This window comes from Actibacterium sp. D185-2, assembly GCF_054954595.1.
Window position 1 is genome coordinate 149,859 of sequence record NZ_JBPWNX010000006.1, and the last position, 16,661, is coordinate 166,519.

A 16,661-nucleotide genomic window follows, 5' to 3' on the forward strand; every position below is an offset into this window, starting at 1 on the left:
TCAGGTAAAACTTTTTTCCTGGGCGGCGGCCTGTGTCAGAAGCCGGCGATAGGTGGCAAAATTCGCGGTCTCGGCCACGGCCTTGCGCAGGGCGGTGTTCACTTCCGTCGGCGGGGTCAGTTCGACATCGTCATCGCGCTGGTCGGTTTCCGGGATATCCACACCCAGAAAGCGGTACAGTCGGGGCAGGCTTGTTCCCGCGATCATCAGATCGTGGAAACAGAAAATGCCCACCTGATCCGGGCGCTTTTTCGCGATCGCTTCGGTTCGCTTCAGACTGTCGTTCCATTCCTCGATCGCGGCCATATAGCCGCGGTCGTCAGCCCAGCCATCGTCGGGGTTGCCGGCGCGACGTTCGAAACTGTCGGCGATCGAGAACGGGTCGCGCAGGATATACACGACACGGGCCTCGGGAAACGCGCGAAACAAGGATCTGTAGCGGTTCGGCAGTTGCGGGTACTTGTCCCCCACCACACGGGCCTGACCGATCTTTCGCGCATGAAACGCGCGAAAGCCGGTCAGTTCCGGGTAATGCGTGTCGCCGGCATCCACATCCAGAAAGCGCCCTGGCTCGAAATGCGCCGGCGTCAGTTCCCTGCGCCGATGCAGTTTCGAAAAACGCTCGAAGCCGATGCAGATGTCCGGGTGCTTGTTCAGAAGGCGGGTCAACGCTGTTGTCCCGCTTCTGGCGCACCCGGTCACAAAGGCATAGCGTCGGCTGCCCTGCCGGGCATCCTCCGCCTGAGCCGCCGAGATGTGAATCTCAGACATAAAGCTCATTCGTCCTCCGCATCCAGCAGTTCCATGTTCAGGCCGAGGCCACGAACTTCCTTCACCAGAACGTTGAAGCTTTCCGGCACACCGGCCTCGAAGTTGTCCTCGCCCTTGACGATGGATTCGTAGACCTTGGTCCGGCCCGCCACGTCGTCCGACTTGACGGTCAGCATCTCCTGCAGGGTATAGGCGGCACCGTAGGCTTCCAGCGCCCAGACCTCCATTTCCCCGAAACGCTGGCCGCCGAACTGGGCCTTACCACCCAACGGCTGCTGCGTGACAAGGCTGTAGGGGCCCGTGGACCGCGCGTGGATCTTGTCGTCCACCAGGTGGTGCAGCTTCAGCAGATACTTCACGCCGACGGTAACCGGACGCGCGAACTGCTCGCCGGTGCGACCGTCAAACAGGATCGACTGACCGGATTCGCTGAACCCGGCGCGCCGCAGCGCATCGTTCACATCCGCCTCTTTCGCACCGTCGAAAACCGGCGTCGCGATCGGCACACCGCGGGTCACGTTCCCGGCGGCTTCCAGAAGCTGCGCTTCTTCCATGCCGGCGATGCCCTCTTCATAGGCCGCGTCGCCATAGGCCAGGCGCATTGCCTCGTGCACCGGGGTCAGATCGCCCGAGCGTTTGAACTCGCCCAACGCATCGTCGATCTTCAGCCCCAGACCGCGTGCGGCCCAACCCATATGGGTTTCCAGAATCTGACCGACGTTCATCCGCGACGGCACACCCAACGGGTTCAGACAGAAGTCGACCGGCGTCCCGTCCTGCAAGAAGGGCATGTCCTCCATCGGCACAACGCGCGAGATAACGCCCTTGTTGCCGTGGCGGCCGGCCATCTTGTCACCCGGCTGAAGCTTGCGCTTCACCGCGACGAAGACCTTGACCATCTTCATCACGCCCGGCGGCAGATCGTCGCCCCGGCGCACCTTCTCGACCTTGTCTTCGAAACGGTGCTCCAGTGCGCGCTTCTGCGCGTCGAACTGCGCGTTCAGCGCCTCGACCTGTGCCGCGTCGGCCTCGTCACCCAGCGCCAGCTGCCACCACTGCCCCTTGGACAACATGCCCAGCAGATCTTCGGTGATGTCCGAACCCGGCTTGACGCCTTTCGGACCTTTGACAGCCACCTTGCCCAGGATCATGCCCTTCAGACGCGCATAGATGTTGCGCTCCAGAATGACCATTTCGTCGTCCCGGTCACGGGCCAGACGCTCGACCTCTTCACGCTCGATCTGCAGCGCGCGTTCGTCTTTTTCCACGCCGTGGCGGTTGAAGACGCGCACTTCCACGACCGTGCCGAAATCGCCCGGCTTGACCCGCAGCGAGGTGTCGCGCACGTCGCTGGCTTTCTCACCGAAGATGGCGCGCAGGAGTTTTTCCTCCGGCGTCATCGGGCTTTCGCCCTTCGGGGTGATCTTGCCGACCAGAATGTCGCCCGGCTCCACATCGGCGCCGATATAGACGATACCGGCCTCATCGAGGTTGCGCAGGGCTTCCTCGCCGACGTTCGGGATGTCGCGGGTGATCTCTTCCGGCCCAAGCTTGGTGTCACGGGCGGCGACCTCGAATTCCTCGATATGGATCGAGGTAAAGACGTCATCGCGCGCGATCCGCTCGGAAATCAGGATCGAGTCCTCGTAGTTGTAGCCGTTCCACGGCATGAACGCGACGACCACGTTCTTGCCCAGTGCCAGTTCGCCCATATCGGTCGAGGGGCCATCGGCGATGACCTCGTTCTTGCCGACCGTATCGCCCACCTTCACCAGCGGACGCTGGTTGATGCAGGTGTTCTGGTTCGAGCGCTGGAACTTGCGCAGACGGTAGATGTCGACGCCCGGATCGCCCGGTTCCAGATCCTCGGTGGCGCGCACAACGATCCGGGTGGCATCCACCTGGTCGATGATCCCGCCACGCCTGGCCATGATCGCAGCACCCGAATCGCGCGCCACGACCTCTTCGATACCGGTGCCCACAAGCGGCGCGTCCGCCTGCAGCAGCGGCACCGCCTGACGTTGCATGTTGGACCCCATCAGGGCCCGGTTGGCGTCGTCGTTTTCCAGGAACGGAATCAGCGAGGCCGCAACCGACACCAGCTGTTTCGGCGACACGTCGATCAGATCGACCGTATCTTTCGGTGCCAGCATGTAGTCGCCCGACTGACGGGTCGACACCAGATCGTTGATGAACCGGCCCTCTTCGTCGAGGTTGGCGTTGGCCTGCGCGATGGTGTGGCGCTGCTCCTCGGTCGCGGACATATAGTTGACGTCATCGGTCACCTTGCCGTCCGTCACCTTGCGATAAGGCGTTTCGATAAAGCCGTATTTGTTCACGCGGGCATAGGTGGCCAGCGAGTTGATCAGACCGATGTTCGGGCCTTCCGGCGTTTCAATCGGGCACATCCGGCCATAGTGGGTCGGGTGCACGTCGCGCACCTCAAAGCCTGCGCGTTCGCGCGTCAGACCACCCGGCCCAAGCGCCGACAGGCGGCGTTTGTGGGTGACTTCCGACAGCGGGTTGGTCTGGTCCATGAACTGCGACAGCTGCGACGAGCCGAAGAATTCACGCACGGCGGCCGCGGCCGGTTTCGCGTTGATCAGATCCTGCGGCATCACCGTGTCGATCTCGACGCTGGACATGCGTTCCTTGATCGCACGCTCCATACGCAGCAGGCCAACGCGGTACTGGTTTTCCATCAGTTCGCCGACCGAGCGGACCCGGCGGTTGCCCAGATGGTCGATATCGTCGATATCGCCCTTGCCATCGCGCAGCTCGACCAGGGCCTTGATGCACGAAATGATGTCGTCGCTGCGCAGGGTGCGCTGCGTGTCGGGCGCATCGAGCGACAGGCGCATGTTCATCTTCACGCGGCCCACGGCAGACAGGTCATAACGCTCGGAATCGAAGAACAGCGTCTCGAACAGCGCGGTTGCGGCCTCGACGGTGGGCGGCTCGCCCGGGCGCATCACGCGGTAGATGTCCATCAGCGCGGTGTCGCGGCCCATGTTCTTGTCGACGGCCATGGTGTTGCGGATGTAGGGACCGACATTGATGTTGTCGATGTCCAGAACCGGGATGTTGGTGATCCCCGCATCCAGCAGTTCTTTCAGCGAACCGCCGGACACTTCGCCGGCCTTGTCCAGTTCCCAGGTCAGCTCATCGCCGGCTTCGACATAGATCGCGCCGGTTTCTTCGTTGATGATGTCCTTGGCGACATATTTTCCGATGATCTGATCGAACGGCACCAGAAGATTGCTGACATTGCCCTCGTCCATCAGTTTCTTGACGGCGCGCGGGGTGATCTTCTTGGTCGCTTCGGCAATCACCTCGCCGGTATCGGCATCGACCAGATCATAGGTCGGGCGGGTGCCGCGCACACGCTCGGGGAAGAACTTGGTAACCCAGCCCTTGTTCTTCTCAAGCTGGTAGTCGATCGTGTCGTAATAGGCATCCATGATGCCTTCCTGATCCAGCCCCAGCGCATAAAGCAGGGTGGTCACAGGCAGCTTGCGGCGGCGGTCGATCCGGGCAAAGACGATGTCCTTGGCGTCGAATTCGAAATCCAGCCAGGAGCCGCGATAGGGGATGATCCGGCAGGCGAACAGCAGCTTGCCGCTGGAATGGGTCTTGCCCTTGTCATGGTCGAAGAACACGCCAGGCGAGCGGTGCATCTGGGAAACGATCACCCGCTCGGTGCCGTTCACGACGAACGTCCCGTTCTGCGTCATCAGGGGCATGTCGCCCATGAAGACATCCTGTTCCTTGATGTCCTTGACCGACTTGGCGCCGGTATCTTCGTCGACATCGAACACGATCAGGCGCAGCGTCACCTTCAGCGGCGCGCTGTAGGTCATGTCACGCTGCTGACATTCCTCAACGTCGTATTTCGGCTTTTCCAGCTCGTAACGCACGAACTCGAGCACGGCGGTCTCGTTGAAATCCTTGATCGGGAATACCGACTGGAACACGCCCTGGATGCCGTCGCCGTCGGTCGGCTGCGGCTGATCCCCAGAGTTCAGGAACAGATCATATGAAGATTTCTGAACCTCGATGAGGTTCGGCATTTCCATAACTTCACGGATTTTACCGTAGAACTTGCGGAGTCGTTTCTGGCCTACAAACGTCTGCGCCATGTGCGTATTCACCTTTCGTCTGTCGCGTTTGCGCATGCCGTCGGGCTCCGGCTGCGCGCCGCTCACGAATGAAGGGGGTCAGGTCCCATTCCTGCAAGCCGTCCCACCGGCTGCTCCCGAACCTTGAACCGCGCCTTAGAAAGGGCTCGGGCATAAGCCCTTGCTAAGACAGGTTCGGCTGGGCCCGAAATTCCTCGGACCCAGCCTTTTCATGTGATCGCGGTCGGGGCCGCAACCGATTACTTGAGCTCGACTTCGGCGCCAGCCGCTTCGAGTTTGCCTTTGATCTCTTCGGCTTCGTCCTTGGAGCAGGCTTCCTTGACGGCTTTGCCGCCAGCTTCGACCAGTTCTTTGGCTTCTTTCAGGCCCAGGCCGGTGATGGCGCGGACTTCTTTGATGACGGCGATTTTCTGACCGCCAGCGGCTTTCAGGATCACGTCAAATTCGGTCTGCTCTTCAGCAGCGGCACCGCCGGCATCGCCAGCAGGGCCCGCCATCATGACGGCGCCACCGGCAGCCGGCTCGATGCCGTATTCGTCTTTCAGGATGGTTTTCAGTTCCTGGGCTTCGAGAAGCGTCAGACCAACGATCTCTTCAGCAAGTTTTTTCAGATCAGCCATTTCAGGTTTCCGTTCTTTCAGATGTGTTCCAACGCAGGGAAGTTCAACCCCACACAGGTCCCATGTTGCTTAAGCGGCTTCCGCGCGCTCCTCGATCGTCGAGAGGATGCTTGCGATGTTCGAAGCAGGCGCGCCAATGGCACCGGCGATGTTCGACGCAGGGGCACCGATACAGCCCACGATGGAAGCGATAAGCTCCTCGCGGGACGGCATCGAGGCCACGGCTTTCACACCGGCCGGATCCAGAGCCGTATCACCCATTGCACCGCCAAGGATGACAAACTTGCTGTTGTCCTTGGCGTATTTCTCGGCGACCTTGGCAGCAGCCACGGGATCTTCCGAGAAGGTGAGTACGGTCATGCCCGAAAGAAGGTCACCGATGCTTGCGCAGGGCTTTCCTTCAAGGGCGATCTTGGCGAGCTTGTTCTTGGCAACGCGTACGGACCCACCCGCTTCACGCATTTGCGCGCGCAGGTCCTGCATCTCAGCAACCGTGAGACCTGCGTAGTGTGCAACCACAACTACGCCAGAGCTTTCGAAGATCTGGCCGAGCTCGTCGACCAATTTCTCTTTCTGGGCTCTATCCACAGTATTACTCCAAATTTGGAAGGCTCACGCCTCCCGGCTCAGTTTTGCCGGATTGCTCCGGCGTTCGGGTCCTTATGGGTCCCGAGGCCAAGATCACCCGAGGATAACCCCGGAAATCAGTCTCGTTTCCCCATCTCAGGAAGGACATTAAGCCCCTAAGGGCACCCTCCGTCTCGGACAGGACAGGGCGTTGCCGCCCTGCCATCTGATCCCGGATCGTAACCCGGGATCAAATCTCTATCAGTCGTTTCCGGTGGCCGAAACCACATTGATCGACACGCCGGGGCCCATGGTCGAGCTCAGCGAGACCTTTTTCATATAGGTCCCCTTCGCGCCCGTGGGCCGGGCTTTGCTGACAGCACCGACAAAGGCGCGGATGTTTTCCGCCAGCTTGGCTTCGTCGAACGACGCCTTGCCGACACCGGCATGGACCACACCGGCCTTTTCGGCCTTGAACTGGACCTCGCCACCCTTGGCGGCAGCAACGGCGGTCGCCACATCCATGGTCACCGTGCCGACCTTCGGGTTCGGCATCAGGTTGCGCGGGCCCAGAATCTTGCCCAGGCGGCCGACGATCGGCATCATGTCCGGGGTCGCGATGCAACGATCGAAATCGATCGTGCCGCCTTGGATGATTTCCATCAGATCCTCGGCACCGACGATGTCGGCCCCGGCTTTCTGTGCTTCTTCGGCCTTCGGGCCACGGGCGAAGACGGCGACACGCACCGTTTTGCCGGTACCGTTCGGCAGCGCCACCACGCCGCGCACCATCTGGTCCGCGTGACGGGGGTCGACGCCCAGGTTCAGGGCGATCTCGACGGTTTCGTCGAATTTCGATTTGGCGTTGCCCTTGACCAGCGCAACGGCCTCTTCCACCGACAGTTCCGCCTTGCCAGCGAAGGCCTCACGCGCAGCGCGCGTCCGTTTACCATACTTAGCCATACCGATTACCCCTTCACCTCGATGCCCATGGACCGGGCGGAGCCCAGAATGATCTGCATCGCCGCTTCGATATCGTTGGCGTTCAGATCCTTCATCTTGGCTTCGGCGATCTCTTTCACCTGTGCCACGCTGACCGAACCGGCAACCGCGCGACCGGGCGTGTTGGAGCCGGATTTCAGCTTGGCGGCCTTTTTCAGGAAATAAGACGCGGGCGGCGTCTTGATATCCATAGTGAAGGACTTGTCCTGGTAATAGGTGATTACGGTCGGGCACGGCGCACCCGGCTCCAGATCCTGCGTCTTGGCGTTGAACGCCTTGCAGAATTCCATGATGTTGATACCGCGCTGACCCAGCGCCGGCCCCACGGGGGGGGACGGGTTGGCCTGCCCGGCTTTCACCTGCAGCTTCATCTTGCCTACGAGCTTCTTGGCCATCTGGCCTTCTCCTTCTTTTCACCACGCCTGACCCACGCGAGGGCGGCGCATCGGTTTAGTGGTCCGGTGTCACGGGCGCGCCCGCTCACCTCCCACACAGCACTCAGACTTCTTTCGAAACCTGCGTGAATTCCAGCTCGACCGGGGTCGCCCGGCCAAAAATCGAAACGGTCACCTTGAGGCGCTGATTTCCCTCATCAACATCCTCGACCATCCCCGAGAACCCCTCGAACGGGCCGTCGGTCACATTCACCTTCTCGCCGATCTGATAGACGATCAGCGAGCGCGGCGCCTCGACGCCTTCCTCAACACGGTTGAGGATCGCATTCACCTCGGCATCGCGCATCGGCATCGGGCGGCCCTGCGGCCCCAGAAACCCGGTCACGCGATTGATCGAGTTGATCAGGTGATAGCCCTTGTCCGACATTTCCATCCGCACCAGCACATAGCCGGGCATGAACCGCCGTTCGGTCGTCACCTTCTTGCCCCGGCGCACCTCGATCACCTCTTCGGTGGGCACCAGAACTTCCTCGATCTCGTCCTCAAGACCATTCTCAGCAACGGCAGTCTTGATCTGCTCGGCGATCTTTTTTTCGAAATTCGAGAGCACGCTCACCGAATACCACCGCTTCGCCATCTTGCCTGTTACCTCGCCTTTATCGACGTTTCCGCCGAAAATTCTAATAATTCCAAACGGTTAACCCGCTTCTCGCCGAAACGAAAAACAGCGCGCAACCCGAATCGCTGCACGCCGGTTTCCGAAGGTGCGCCCGCATTACCGGCCTTACCCCCGCTTTTCAAGGGCGCGATCACGAAAAAGATGTCAGCCGAAGAACTGCAGGAGCCCGGTAATCCCGAAGCGGATCAGCATATCCACCAGGGAAAAGAAGATCGCCGCCAGTGCCGCAAGGGTGAACACCATCGCGGTGGTCAGCAGCGTTTCGCGCCGGGTCGGCCAGACGACCTTGGAAATCTCCGCGCGGGTCTGCTGGATGAACTGAAGAGGATTCGCTTTCGCCATCTGTCGTCTCGACCTTCCTGTGAACGGGCTGCAGATACGCCTTCGCACGGGTGAATTCAACCCCGCACCCGGTATGTCACGCCTCGGGCATCAACGGTGCGGGCAGGCCATGTCCGCCGGACGCAAAGCGCAGCGCGGCCAAAGCCACGGGTGGCGGTTTGTGTCCCTTGCGGAAAGGCCTGGCAGGGGTTGGGGGACTCGAACCCACGACCCTCGGTTTTGGAGACCGATGCTCTACCAACTGAGCTAAACCCCTAAGGCCGAGTGACCGATTACGTCACTGCGCGGCAGGAATCAAGAGCGTAACGAAACGAACTGCGCCCCGAATGTTCAAACCGGGTCCGGTACCCTTACCCGTCGTGTCGACCGTTCGACCGCGCGCCCGCCGCTATCCTTGAAATCCGCGTAGCATTGGATACTGCGCGCCGCGCCCGTCAGCGATTTGGGCACTTCGCACAACAGTTCCCCCTGACACTGGCTGCCCCTGGTGATCCAGTCGCGGCTGTAAACCCACTGGGCAACGCGATCCGTCCGCTGTGCCACCACAAGCGGGCGCCGCTTGCGCCACCAGTTCTTGATCGGCCCGGAAAAGCGGAGCCGGGCATCGGCAACTTCCAGGATCTTTGCGCCGGCTTCGGCCTCGAAGTCAAACTCCGACGACCCGTCCGCCGCGATAGAGGTCGGATAGATTCCCGCGATCCTGATATCCCGGGACTCGGGCTGCATTTCCACCAGAATGCGGTCCACCAGATCATACCGCTTGCGGCGCTTTTGGCGGTCGCTCCAGGTGGGGTGCGCCGGGCGCTGGACGGGCGACATCAGAATGCGAAAAATGTCATGGGTCGCCGGGTTGTGGACCAGGCCCTGAAACAAGGTGCCCCTCTCTTCGTCCGTCAACGCGCTGTAATCAAGCCGTTCAGCCTGTTCCGAAATCTCGATTCGAAAAAATTCCATGCCCCCACCTGTTTTTGTGCAAACCAAGTCAGAAACCGACGGATCCAGATTCTTGTAACAGCGGCATGAAAAAAGGGCCGCCCCAACGGGCGGCCCTTCGCATAAGTTTTCCGGGTCTTAATTACTCGATGATCTTGGAGACGACGCCGGCGCCGACGGTACGGCCGCCTTCGCGGATGGCGAAGCGCAGGCCGTCTTCCATCGCGATCGGCGCGATCAGCTCGACCTCGAACTTCAGGTTGTCGCCCGGCATCACCATCTCGGTGCCCTCAGGCAGCGTCACCGTCCCGGTCACGTCCGTCGTGCGGAAGTAGAACTGCGGACGGTAGTTCGCGAAGAACGGCGTGTGACGGCCACCTTCGTCCTTGGTCAGGATATAGGCCTCGGCCTCGAACTTCGTGTGCGGCGTCACCGAACCCGGCTTGCACAGCACCTGGCCGCGCTCGACGCCTTCACGGTCGATCCCGCGCAGCAGCGCGCCGATGTTGTCGCCCGCCTCGCCGCGGTCCAGCAGCTTGCGGAACATCTCGACACCGGTACAGGTCGTCTTCTTGGTGTCGTTGATGCCAACGATTTCCAGCTCGTCGCCCACGTTCACAACGCCACGCTCGATCCGGCCGGTCACAACCGTGCCGCGACCCGAAATCGAGAACACGTCCTCGATCGGCATCAGGAACGGCTTGTCCACCGCCCGGGCCGGGGTCGGGATGTAGTCGTCAACAGCCGCCATCAGTTCGCGGATCTTGTTCTCGCCGATCTCGGGATCGCGGCCTTCCAGCGCCGCCAGCGCCGAGCCCATGATGATCGGAATGTCGTCGCCCGGATAGTCGTAGGACGACAGAAGCTCGCGGATCTCCATCTCGACCAGTTCAAGCAGCTCTTCGTCGTCGACCTGATCGACCTTGTTCATGAACACGACCATGTAGGGGATGCCCACCTGACGGCCCAGCAGGATGTGCTCGCGCGTTTGCGGCATCGGGCCGTCGGCGGCGTTCACAACCAGGATCGCGCCGTCCATCTGCGCCGCGCCCGTGATCATGTTCTTCACATAGTCCGCGTGGCCGGGGCAGTCCACGTGCGCATAGTGCCGCGTGTCGGTCTCGTATTCCACATGCGCCGTCGAGATCGTGATCCCCCGCGCCTTCTCTTCCGGCGCGCCGTCGATCTGGTCATACGCCTTGAAGTCGCCGAAATACTTCGTGATCGCCGCCGTCAGCGTCGTCTTGCCATGGTCAACATGGCCGATCGTGCCGATGTTTACATGCGGCTTGTTACGCTCAAACTTTTCCTTAGCCATATCGTGGCGCCTCATTGATTAGGGGGCTATCCGCGGCCCGATTCAACATCGCGCGCTAATTATTGTCTGCGAAGGGAGAAATCAAGCGTCAGTTGGTGGTTTCAGCCAGCGCCGGGGCGCCCGTGTCTTCGGGGCCGATGGCGGCGATTTCATCCGGCTGCGCGGCAGCGCCCTCTGGCGGGATTACGCCCTCTTCGCCTTCGGGCAACTCGGCCATCTCGCCGAACCACGCGGCCCGGTTTTCCACCATCCAGCGTTCAATCTGCTTGGCAGCGTTCTGGGCCAGGTTTTCCATCTGCTCTTCGCGCGACTTGGTATAGCCCGATCCGATCACCGTCCCGCCCGTGACGCTTTCCAGCACCGTCATCTGCTTGGGCTTTTCGGTCAGCTTTGCGCCCGCCGCGTCGTCCCAGATATTGACCGACATCACCAGTGCGGATTTCGGCGAGACCAGCACCGGAATGCCGGGAATGGCCAGCGCGAATCCGTCGACGCTGACCGCGATATGATACAGCTTTTCGCCCTCATACCGCCCGAACCGCAGGCCGATCTGCTTTTTCAGCGCCGCCTCCCATTCCTCGGGCGTCGCCTTGCGCGAAGGCGGGATCACCTCTGCATTGTCGGCCACGACGATGTTGTAGCCCATGGCGAAATCACCCAGCGGCACCGGCGGTTCGGCCAGATCGTCGCTGGACGCGCAGGCCGACAGGACAGCAACCCCCACAAGCCCGGCCACACGTCGAACCATCGATATCAGTCGCTGCATGAATGCCCCCGGCAAGATAAAACAGTGTGTCGATACCGCAGCCGGCGATGCGGCGCAACGCGGCCCCGGTCAGGTAAAGCGGTTGTCACGGGGGAAGCCGCGCGGCGCCATGCGGCCGGTCCCCGCGCGTTTGCCCAGCCATTCGGCCAGTTCGGATTCGGTGCGGGTGCGCCCGGCGGGGTCTTTCCACGACAGCCCCTCGGCCAGAACAAAGCTGATGGCGTCCGACAATCCGCCATCCTTGTATTTCTGCAGCCGCACGCCCTTGCCGCGCGCCATTTCGGGCAGCTCGTCCAGCGCGAAGACCAGAACCTTGCGGTTCTCGCCCACGCAGGCCACATGATCGCCGGTCACGAACCGGCAGACCCGCGCCACCACATCGCCGCGCACGTTCAGCACCTGCCTGCCGGTCCGGGTCTGGGCGATCACGTCATCGGCGGGCACCACGAACCCGTCCCCGGCGCTGGAGGCCACCAGCAGCTTTGTGCCGGGCCGGTGGATGAACAGATCGACGATATCGGCCTCGTTGGGCAGATCGACCATCAGGCGTACCGGTTCACCCATGCCGCGCCCACCGGGCAATTGCGACGCGGGCAGCGTATAGAACCGCCCGTTGGTGCCGCACAGCAACAGCTTGTCGGTGGTTTCGGCGTGGAAGACGAACCGCCCCTCGTCGCCATCCTTGAACTTCAGCGCGCTGTCGAGGGCCATGTGCCCCTTCATCGCGCGGATCCAGCCCATTTTCGAACAGACGACGGTGATCGGCTCGCGCTCGATCATCGCTTCCAGCGGCACCTCTTCGACCTCGCCGGCCTCGGCAAAGCGGGTGCGCCGCGCGCCACCCTCGGTCTTCTTGCCGAATTTCGCCCGGGTTTCGCGCAGCTGGGTGGCGATGCTGTCCCACTGGACAGAATCGTTTTCCAGCAGATCCTCCAGCCCGGCGCGCTCTTCCATCAGCGCGTCGCGCTCGCTGATCAGTTCCAGCTCTTCCAGACGGCGCAGGGACCGCAACCGCATGTTCAGGATCGCCTCGGCCTGCACCTCGGTCAACTCGCCCGCGCCGCCCGTGGCGGGCGACACATAATCCTTTTCCGAGTTGGCGCGGACGTGGTCCTTGCCCCAATCCTCGCGCATCAGCGCCGCCTTGGGCTCGTCATCATAGCGGATGATGTCGATCACCCGGTCGAGATTGAGGAAGGCGATCAGGAAGCCTTCCAGCACTTCAAGCCGGTGGTCGATCTTTTCCAGCCGATGCTGGCTGCGCCGCAGCAACACCTCGCGCCGATGATCCAGAAAGGCGCGCAGCACCTCTTTCAGGCTACAGACCTTCGGCTGGCGCCCGTCGATCAGCACGTTCATGTTCAGGCTGAACCGCACTTCGAGGTCCGAGTTGCGAAACAGCATCCCCATCAGCATCTCGGGGTCCACATTGCGCGTCTTGGGTTCGATCACCAGCCGCACGTCATCGGCGGATTCGTCGCGCACATCGCCGAAGATCGGGATTTTCTTGGTCTGGATCAACTCGGCCAATTTCTCGATCAGGCGCGACTTCGGCACCTGATACGGGATCTCGCTCACGATGATCTGCCATTGGCCACGGCCCAGATCCTCGACCTCCCATTTCGCGCGCAGGCGGAAGCTGCCGCGCCCGGTGCGGTACGCCTCCTGCACATTCTCGCGTGGCTCGACGATCACGCCGCCGGTGGGGAAATCGGGGCCGGGGATATGCTCGATCAGGGTCTCGTCGCGGGCATTGGGCGACTTGATCAGATAGAGGCAGGCATTGATCAGCTCTTCGATATTATGCGGCGGGATGTTGGTGGCCATGCCCACCGCGATGCCGCTGGACCCGTTGGCCAGGAGGTTGGGAAAAGACGCCGGCAGCACCACGGGCTCGGTCAGGGTGCCGTCGTAATTGTCGCGAAAATCCACCGCGTTTTCGGCCAGCCCTTCCATCAGGGCCTCGGCCGCCGCGGTCAGCCGCGCCTCGGTATATCGGCTGGCGGCCGGGTTATCGCCGTCGATATTGCCGAAATTGCCCTGCCCGTCGACCAGCGGATAGCGCACGTTGAAATCCTGCGCCAGCCGCGCCATGGCATCGTAAATCGCAGCGTCGCCATGCGGGTGATAGTTACCCATCACATCGCCGCTGATCTTGGCGGATTTGCGGAAACCGCCGGTCGAGGCCAGCCGCAATTCGCGCATCGCATACAGAATTCGCCGGTGAACCGGCTTCAGCCCGTCGCGCGCATCGGGCAGCGCGCGGTCCATGATCGTGGACAGCGCATAGGTCAGATACCGCTCGCCAATTGCTCGGCGCAGGGGTTCGGATAGGTTGGAAGGCTCGATCTTGGGGTCGTCGGTCGCGTCATTCATAGGTCTGGTGATAGCCGCGCGCGCGACCCGCCACAAGCACGCAGATAGGGGGAACGAGGCCGGATTTTTCCCGGACATCGGAACCGTCCCGTCCCTGTAGTGTTGTGTCTCTGTATAAAGTGACACTTGGGGAAGTGCGATGTTTCGGATGATAGTCCTGCTGCTGGCAGGGATCGGCCTTGTGCTGACAATTGCAAGCGAGCCGCGCGCGCCGGTTCAGGTGGCCAGCTTCAACATGCGGCCCGCCGCACAGGCGCTGTCGGTTCCGGGATCCGCCGCGAAGATCACACTTGCCGCCGCCACAGAAGAGGCACCCGTCGCCGTTGCCGCCCCGGCCCCGGCGGCCAGGCCGCGGCTGGAACCGACGGCCAAGCCCATCCTCCACCACGCCCCCGTCACCGCCGAAATCGCGCCGGTCAGCTTTACCCAAGACAACGCCGCGCCGATGGTGCATGTCACCAGCAGCGACGCGCCGCGCGGCTATGTGCCCGCGGACGCATCCACCCCCGTGGCCACGCCGGACCGGCCGCAGGCCACTGCCACCGTGACCGGCGCCCGGGTCAATCTGCGCGCGGGTCCCTCGACCGACGACGCGGTTCTGGGCAGCCTGACGGGCGGCACCGGCGTGATCGTCCTGAACCGCACCGGCACTGGCTGGGTCGAGTTGGAAGTGGCCGCAACCGGGCTGCGCGGCTTCATGTCCGCCCGGTTCATCACACCCGCGTCCTGAGGGCCGATTGTGGCCCCTGCCGCAATGCCCTAGCCTGCGCGCAAACAGGCAAGCACAGGCAGGTCCATGGGCGACAAATCCATCCTTATCACCGGCTGTTCCTCGGGCATCGGCCATGACGCGGCACATGGGCTGCAACGCCACGGCTGGCGCGTCTTCGCGACCTGCCGCCAGGAACAGGACTGCGCCCGCCTGCGCGACGAAGGGCTGGAAAGCTTCGTTCTGGACTATGCCGACCCGGCCAGCATCAAGGCCGCGGTGGCCGAGGCCCTGTCGCGCACCGGCGGCACGCTGGGCGCGGTGTTCAACAACGGCGCCTTCGCCTGCCCCGGCGCGGTCGAGGATCTGCCGCGCGACGCCTTACGCGAAATTTACGAGGCCAACCTGTTCGGCCCGCACGACCTGACCCGCCATGTGATCCCGGCGATGCGGGCGCAGGGCCATGGACGAATCGTCAACTGCTCTTCCGTCCTGGGCTTTGCCGCACTGAAATGGCGCGGCGCTTATACCTCTACCAAATTCGCGATGGAGGGTCTGACCGACACGCTGCGGCTGGAAATGCGCGACACGCCGATCAAGGTGATCCTGATCGAGCCCGGGCCGGTCACCTCGAAAATCCGCGTCAACTCGATCCCGCATTTCGAGAAATGGATCGACTGGCGCGCCTCGCCCCGCGCCGCGCAATACGAGGCCACCTTGCTGAAACGCCTTTACGAAAGCCGGGGCAAGGATACGTTCGAACTGCCCCCGTCGGCGGTCACGAAAAAGCTGATTCGCGCACTGGACGCCCCCCGCCCCAGCCCGCGCTATTACGTCACTACACCGACCTATGTGACCAACCTGCTGCGACGGCTGTTGCCCACCCGGGTTCTGGACTGGGTGCTGGCCCGGGCCTGACTGCGGCGAAATACCGGTTCGCTTTTGCGCGGCGGGCCGCTATGTCCGGAACCAGTGAAAGGACATGCCATGCTGGAAGATCCGCTGTTCATCGTCGTTGCCGCCGCCTGTCTGGTGGTGGTGCTGATCCTGTTGCTGGGCATCGGCAGCTTCGCCAAGGGCGGCGAGTTCAACCGCAAACACGCCAACCGCCTGATGCGCTACCGCATCATCGCGCAGGCCGTGGCGGTGGCGCTGATCCTGCTGTTTGTCTACCTGCGTCGCATGTAAGGGGCCCGCCATGGTCGTTCTGAACAAAATCTACACCCGCACCGGCGATCAGGGTGAAACCGCGCTGGGCGACGGCACGCGCGTGGCCAAGCATTCGGCCCGCGTCACCGCCTATGGCACGGTGGACGAGGCGAACGCCACCCTGGGCCTTGCGCGCCTTCATGCAAAGGGCGAAATGGATGCACAGCTTGCCGCGATCCAGAACGATCTGTTCGATCTGGGCGCCGACCTGTGCCGCCCCGCGATGGAACAGGACGAGGCTGCCGAATACCCGCCGCTGCGCGTCACCGATGCACAGGTGGCCCGGCTGGAAACAGAGATCGACGCGATGAACAAGGGGCTGGAACCGCTGCGCAGCTTCATCCTGCCCGGCGGCTCGCCGCTGGCCGCACATCTGCATCTGTGCCGCACCGTGTCACGCCGGGCCGAACGCCTGGCGGTCGAACTGGCGGCGGTGGAGCCGGTCAATCCGGCGGCGGTAAAGTACCTCAACCGGCTGTCCGACTGGTTCTTTGTTGCGGCCCGCATCGCCAATGACGGTGGCCGGGGCGATGTGCTGTGGGTGCCGGGCGCAAACCGGTAGCCCGCGCATGCCCGCAGCGGCAGCGAAACATCTGAAAAGATCGCGACGTTTCATCGAAATTTTGCATCTTGTCGATTTTACGCTGTTTTCCCATTCACAGAGGCGATAACAAAAGCCGCAAAGTTTGATCAAGACCCAAGGAGACCCCGCATATGAAGGTGCTTGTACCTGTCAAACGTGTGATCGACTATAACGTCAAGGTTCGTGTTAAGGCGGATGGCGGCGGCGTTGATCTTGCGAATGTGAAGATGTCGATGAACCCGTTTGACGAGA

Annotated in this window: 16 protein-coding genes, 1 tRNA gene and 1 pseudogene; 5 read left to right on the plus strand and 13 right to left on the minus strand. The window is 62.3% G+C overall.

What is annotated here, in order from left to right:
* The 13 genes from ACSR1C_RS12585 to ACSR1C_RS12645 all read right to left on the minus strand — a co-directional run bounded on the left by ACSR1C_RS12585 (position 1) and on the right by ACSR1C_RS12645 (position 13,908).
* Positions 1-780 carry a sulfotransferase family protein gene (locus ACSR1C_RS12585; protein WP_460259722.1) on the minus strand — a complete coding sequence of 260 codons (780 nt, stop codon included), beginning with the start codon at positions 778-780 and terminating at the stop codon, positions 1-3.
* The gene (rpoB, locus tag ACSR1C_RS12590; protein ID WP_460259723.1) at positions 777-4,910 is read right to left on the minus strand and encodes a DNA-directed RNA polymerase subunit beta; all 4,134 of its coding nucleotides are present in this window, start codon (positions 4,908-4,910) and stop codon (positions 777-779) included. The genes ACSR1C_RS12585 and rpoB overlap by 4 nt, the downstream gene beginning before the upstream one ends.
* A 239-nt stretch (positions 4,911-5,149) precedes the next feature.
* A complete protein-coding gene (gene rplL, locus ACSR1C_RS12595) occupies positions 5,150-5,530 on the minus strand; it encodes a 50S ribosomal protein L7/L12 (protein WP_460259724.1) in 381 nt (126 codons plus the stop codon).
* A 69-nt stretch (positions 5,531-5,599) separates the two neighbouring features.
* On the minus strand, positions 5,600-6,118 hold the full coding sequence (rplJ, locus tag ACSR1C_RS12600) for a 50S ribosomal protein L10 (RefSeq protein WP_460259725.1): 519 nt from the start codon (positions 6,116-6,118) through the stop codon (positions 5,600-5,602).
* A gap of 240 nt (positions 6,119-6,358) precedes the next feature.
* Positions 6,359-7,060 (minus strand): 50S ribosomal protein L1, encoded by a 702-nt coding sequence (rplA, locus tag ACSR1C_RS12605; RefSeq protein ID WP_460259726.1) that lies wholly within the window; start codon positions 7,058-7,060, stop codon positions 6,359-6,361.
* Positions 7,061-7,065: 5 nt separating this feature from the next.
* The gene (gene rplK, locus ACSR1C_RS12610) at positions 7,066-7,494 is read right to left on the minus strand and encodes a 50S ribosomal protein L11 (protein ID WP_460259727.1); all 429 of its coding nucleotides are present in this window, start codon (positions 7,492-7,494) and stop codon (positions 7,066-7,068) included.
* Positions 7,495-7,597: 103 nt separating this feature from the next.
* Complete coding sequence (gene nusG / locus ACSR1C_RS12615) at positions 7,598-8,131, minus strand: transcription termination/antitermination protein NusG (RefSeq protein WP_460259728.1); 534 nt, start codon at positions 8,129-8,131, stop codon at positions 7,598-7,600.
* Positions 8,132-8,317: 186 nt separating this feature from the next.
* Entirely contained in the window at positions 8,318-8,515 is a 198-nt protein-coding gene (gene secE / locus ACSR1C_RS12620; RefSeq protein ID WP_460259729.1) for a preprotein translocase subunit SecE, read from the minus strand.
* 180 nt (positions 8,516-8,695) lie between these two features.
* Positions 8,696-8,771: transfer RNA gene (locus tag ACSR1C_RS12625), tRNA-Trp, on the minus strand.
* A gap of 74 nt (positions 8,772-8,845) precedes the next feature.
* Positions 8,846-9,469, minus strand: coding sequence for a hypothetical protein (locus ACSR1C_RS12630; RefSeq protein ID WP_460259730.1), 624 nt, complete (start codon positions 9,467-9,469; stop codon positions 8,846-8,848).
* 121 nt (positions 9,470-9,590) lie between these two features.
* A complete protein-coding gene (tuf, locus tag ACSR1C_RS12635; protein WP_460259731.1) occupies positions 9,591-10,766 on the minus strand; it encodes an elongation factor Tu in 1,176 nt (391 codons plus the stop codon).
* A gap of 88 nt (positions 10,767-10,854) precedes the next feature.
* On the minus strand, positions 10,855-11,532 hold the full coding sequence (locus ACSR1C_RS12640; RefSeq protein WP_460259732.1) for a hypothetical protein: 678 nt from the start codon (positions 11,530-11,532) through the stop codon (positions 10,855-10,857).
* A gap of 69 nt (positions 11,533-11,601) precedes the next feature.
* The gene (locus tag ACSR1C_RS12645) at positions 11,602-13,908 is read right to left on the minus strand and encodes a DNA topoisomerase IV subunit A (protein WP_460259733.1); all 2,307 of its coding nucleotides are present in this window, start codon (positions 13,906-13,908) and stop codon (positions 11,602-11,604) included.
* Positions 13,909-14,047: 139 nt separating this feature from the next.
* On the opposite strand from ACSR1C_RS12645, the gene ACSR1C_RS12650 reads away from it, so the two are divergent.
* The 5 genes and pseudogenes from ACSR1C_RS12650 to ACSR1C_RS12670 all read left to right on the plus strand — a co-directional run.
* Entirely contained in the window at positions 14,048-14,638 is a 591-nt protein-coding gene (locus tag ACSR1C_RS12650; RefSeq protein WP_460259734.1) for an SH3 domain-containing protein, read from the plus strand.
* A 66-nt stretch (positions 14,639-14,704) separates the two neighbouring features.
* Positions 14,705-15,535, plus strand: a complete 831-nt coding sequence (locus ACSR1C_RS12655) for an SDR family NAD(P)-dependent oxidoreductase (RefSeq protein ID WP_460259735.1) — start codon at positions 14,705-14,707, stop codon at positions 15,533-15,535.
* A gap of 69 nt (positions 15,536-15,604) precedes the next feature.
* Positions 15,605-15,805 (plus strand): twin transmembrane helix small protein, encoded by a 201-nt coding sequence (locus ACSR1C_RS12660; protein ID WP_460259736.1) that lies wholly within the window; start codon positions 15,605-15,607, stop codon positions 15,803-15,805.
* Between the two features lie 10 nt (positions 15,806-15,815).
* Positions 15,816-16,388, plus strand: a complete 573-nt coding sequence (locus ACSR1C_RS12665; protein WP_460259737.1) for a cob(I)yrinic acid a,c-diamide adenosyltransferase — start codon at positions 15,816-15,818, stop codon at positions 16,386-16,388.
* A gap of 152 nt (positions 16,389-16,540) precedes the next feature.
* Positions 16,541-16,661, plus strand: a pseudogene (locus ACSR1C_RS12670) (electron transfer flavoprotein subunit beta/FixA family protein); the annotation flags it as partial.

Coding starts and splice junctions, on each gene's coding strand:
- tuf (WP_460259731.1), bottom strand. CDS start 10,766: ATGGCTAAGGAAAAGTTTGAGCGTAACAAGCCGCATGTAAACATCGGC.
- secE (WP_460259729.1), bottom strand. CDS start 8,515: ATGGCGAAAGCGAATCCTCTTCAGTTCATCCAGCAGACCCGCGCGGAG.
- rpoB (WP_460259723.1), bottom strand. CDS start 4,910: ATGGCGCAGACGTTTGTAGGCCAGAAACGACTCCGCAAGTTCTACGGT.
- ACSR1C_RS12655 (WP_460259735.1), top strand. CDS start 14,705: ATGGGCGACAAATCCATCCTTATCACCGGCTGTTCCTCGGGCATCGGC.
- nusG (WP_460259728.1), bottom strand. CDS start 8,131: ATGGCGAAGCGGTGGTATTCGGTGAGCGTGCTCTCGAATTTCGAAAAA.
- ACSR1C_RS12630 (WP_460259730.1), bottom strand. CDS start 9,469: ATGGAATTTTTTCGAATCGAGATTTCGGAACAGGCTGAACGGCTTGAT.
- ACSR1C_RS12650 (WP_460259734.1), top strand. CDS start 14,048: ATGTTTCGGATGATAGTCCTGCTGCTGGCAGGGATCGGCCTTGTGCTG.
- ACSR1C_RS12645 (WP_460259733.1), bottom strand. CDS start 13,908: ATGAATGACGCGACCGACGACCCCAAGATCGAGCCTTCCAACCTATCC.
- rplA (WP_460259726.1), bottom strand. CDS start 7,060: ATGGCTAAGTATGGTAAACGGACGCGCGCTGCGCGTGAGGCCTTCGCT.
- ACSR1C_RS12585 (WP_460259722.1), bottom strand. CDS start 780: ATGAGCTTTATGTCTGAGATTCACATCTCGGCGGCTCAGGCGGAGGAT.
- rplK (WP_460259727.1), bottom strand. CDS start 7,494: ATGGCCAAGAAGCTCGTAGGCAAGATGAAGCTGCAGGTGAAAGCCGGG.
- ACSR1C_RS12660 (WP_460259736.1), top strand. CDS start 15,605: ATGCTGGAAGATCCGCTGTTCATCGTCGTTGCCGCCGCCTGTCTGGTG.
- ACSR1C_RS12665 (WP_460259737.1), top strand. CDS start 15,816: ATGGTCGTTCTGAACAAAATCTACACCCGCACCGGCGATCAGGGTGAA.
- rplL (WP_460259724.1), bottom strand. CDS start 5,530: ATGGCTGATCTGAAAAAACTTGCTGAAGAGATCGTTGGTCTGACGCTT.
- ACSR1C_RS12640 (WP_460259732.1), bottom strand. CDS start 11,532: ATGCAGCGACTGATATCGATGGTTCGACGTGTGGCCGGGCTTGTGGGG.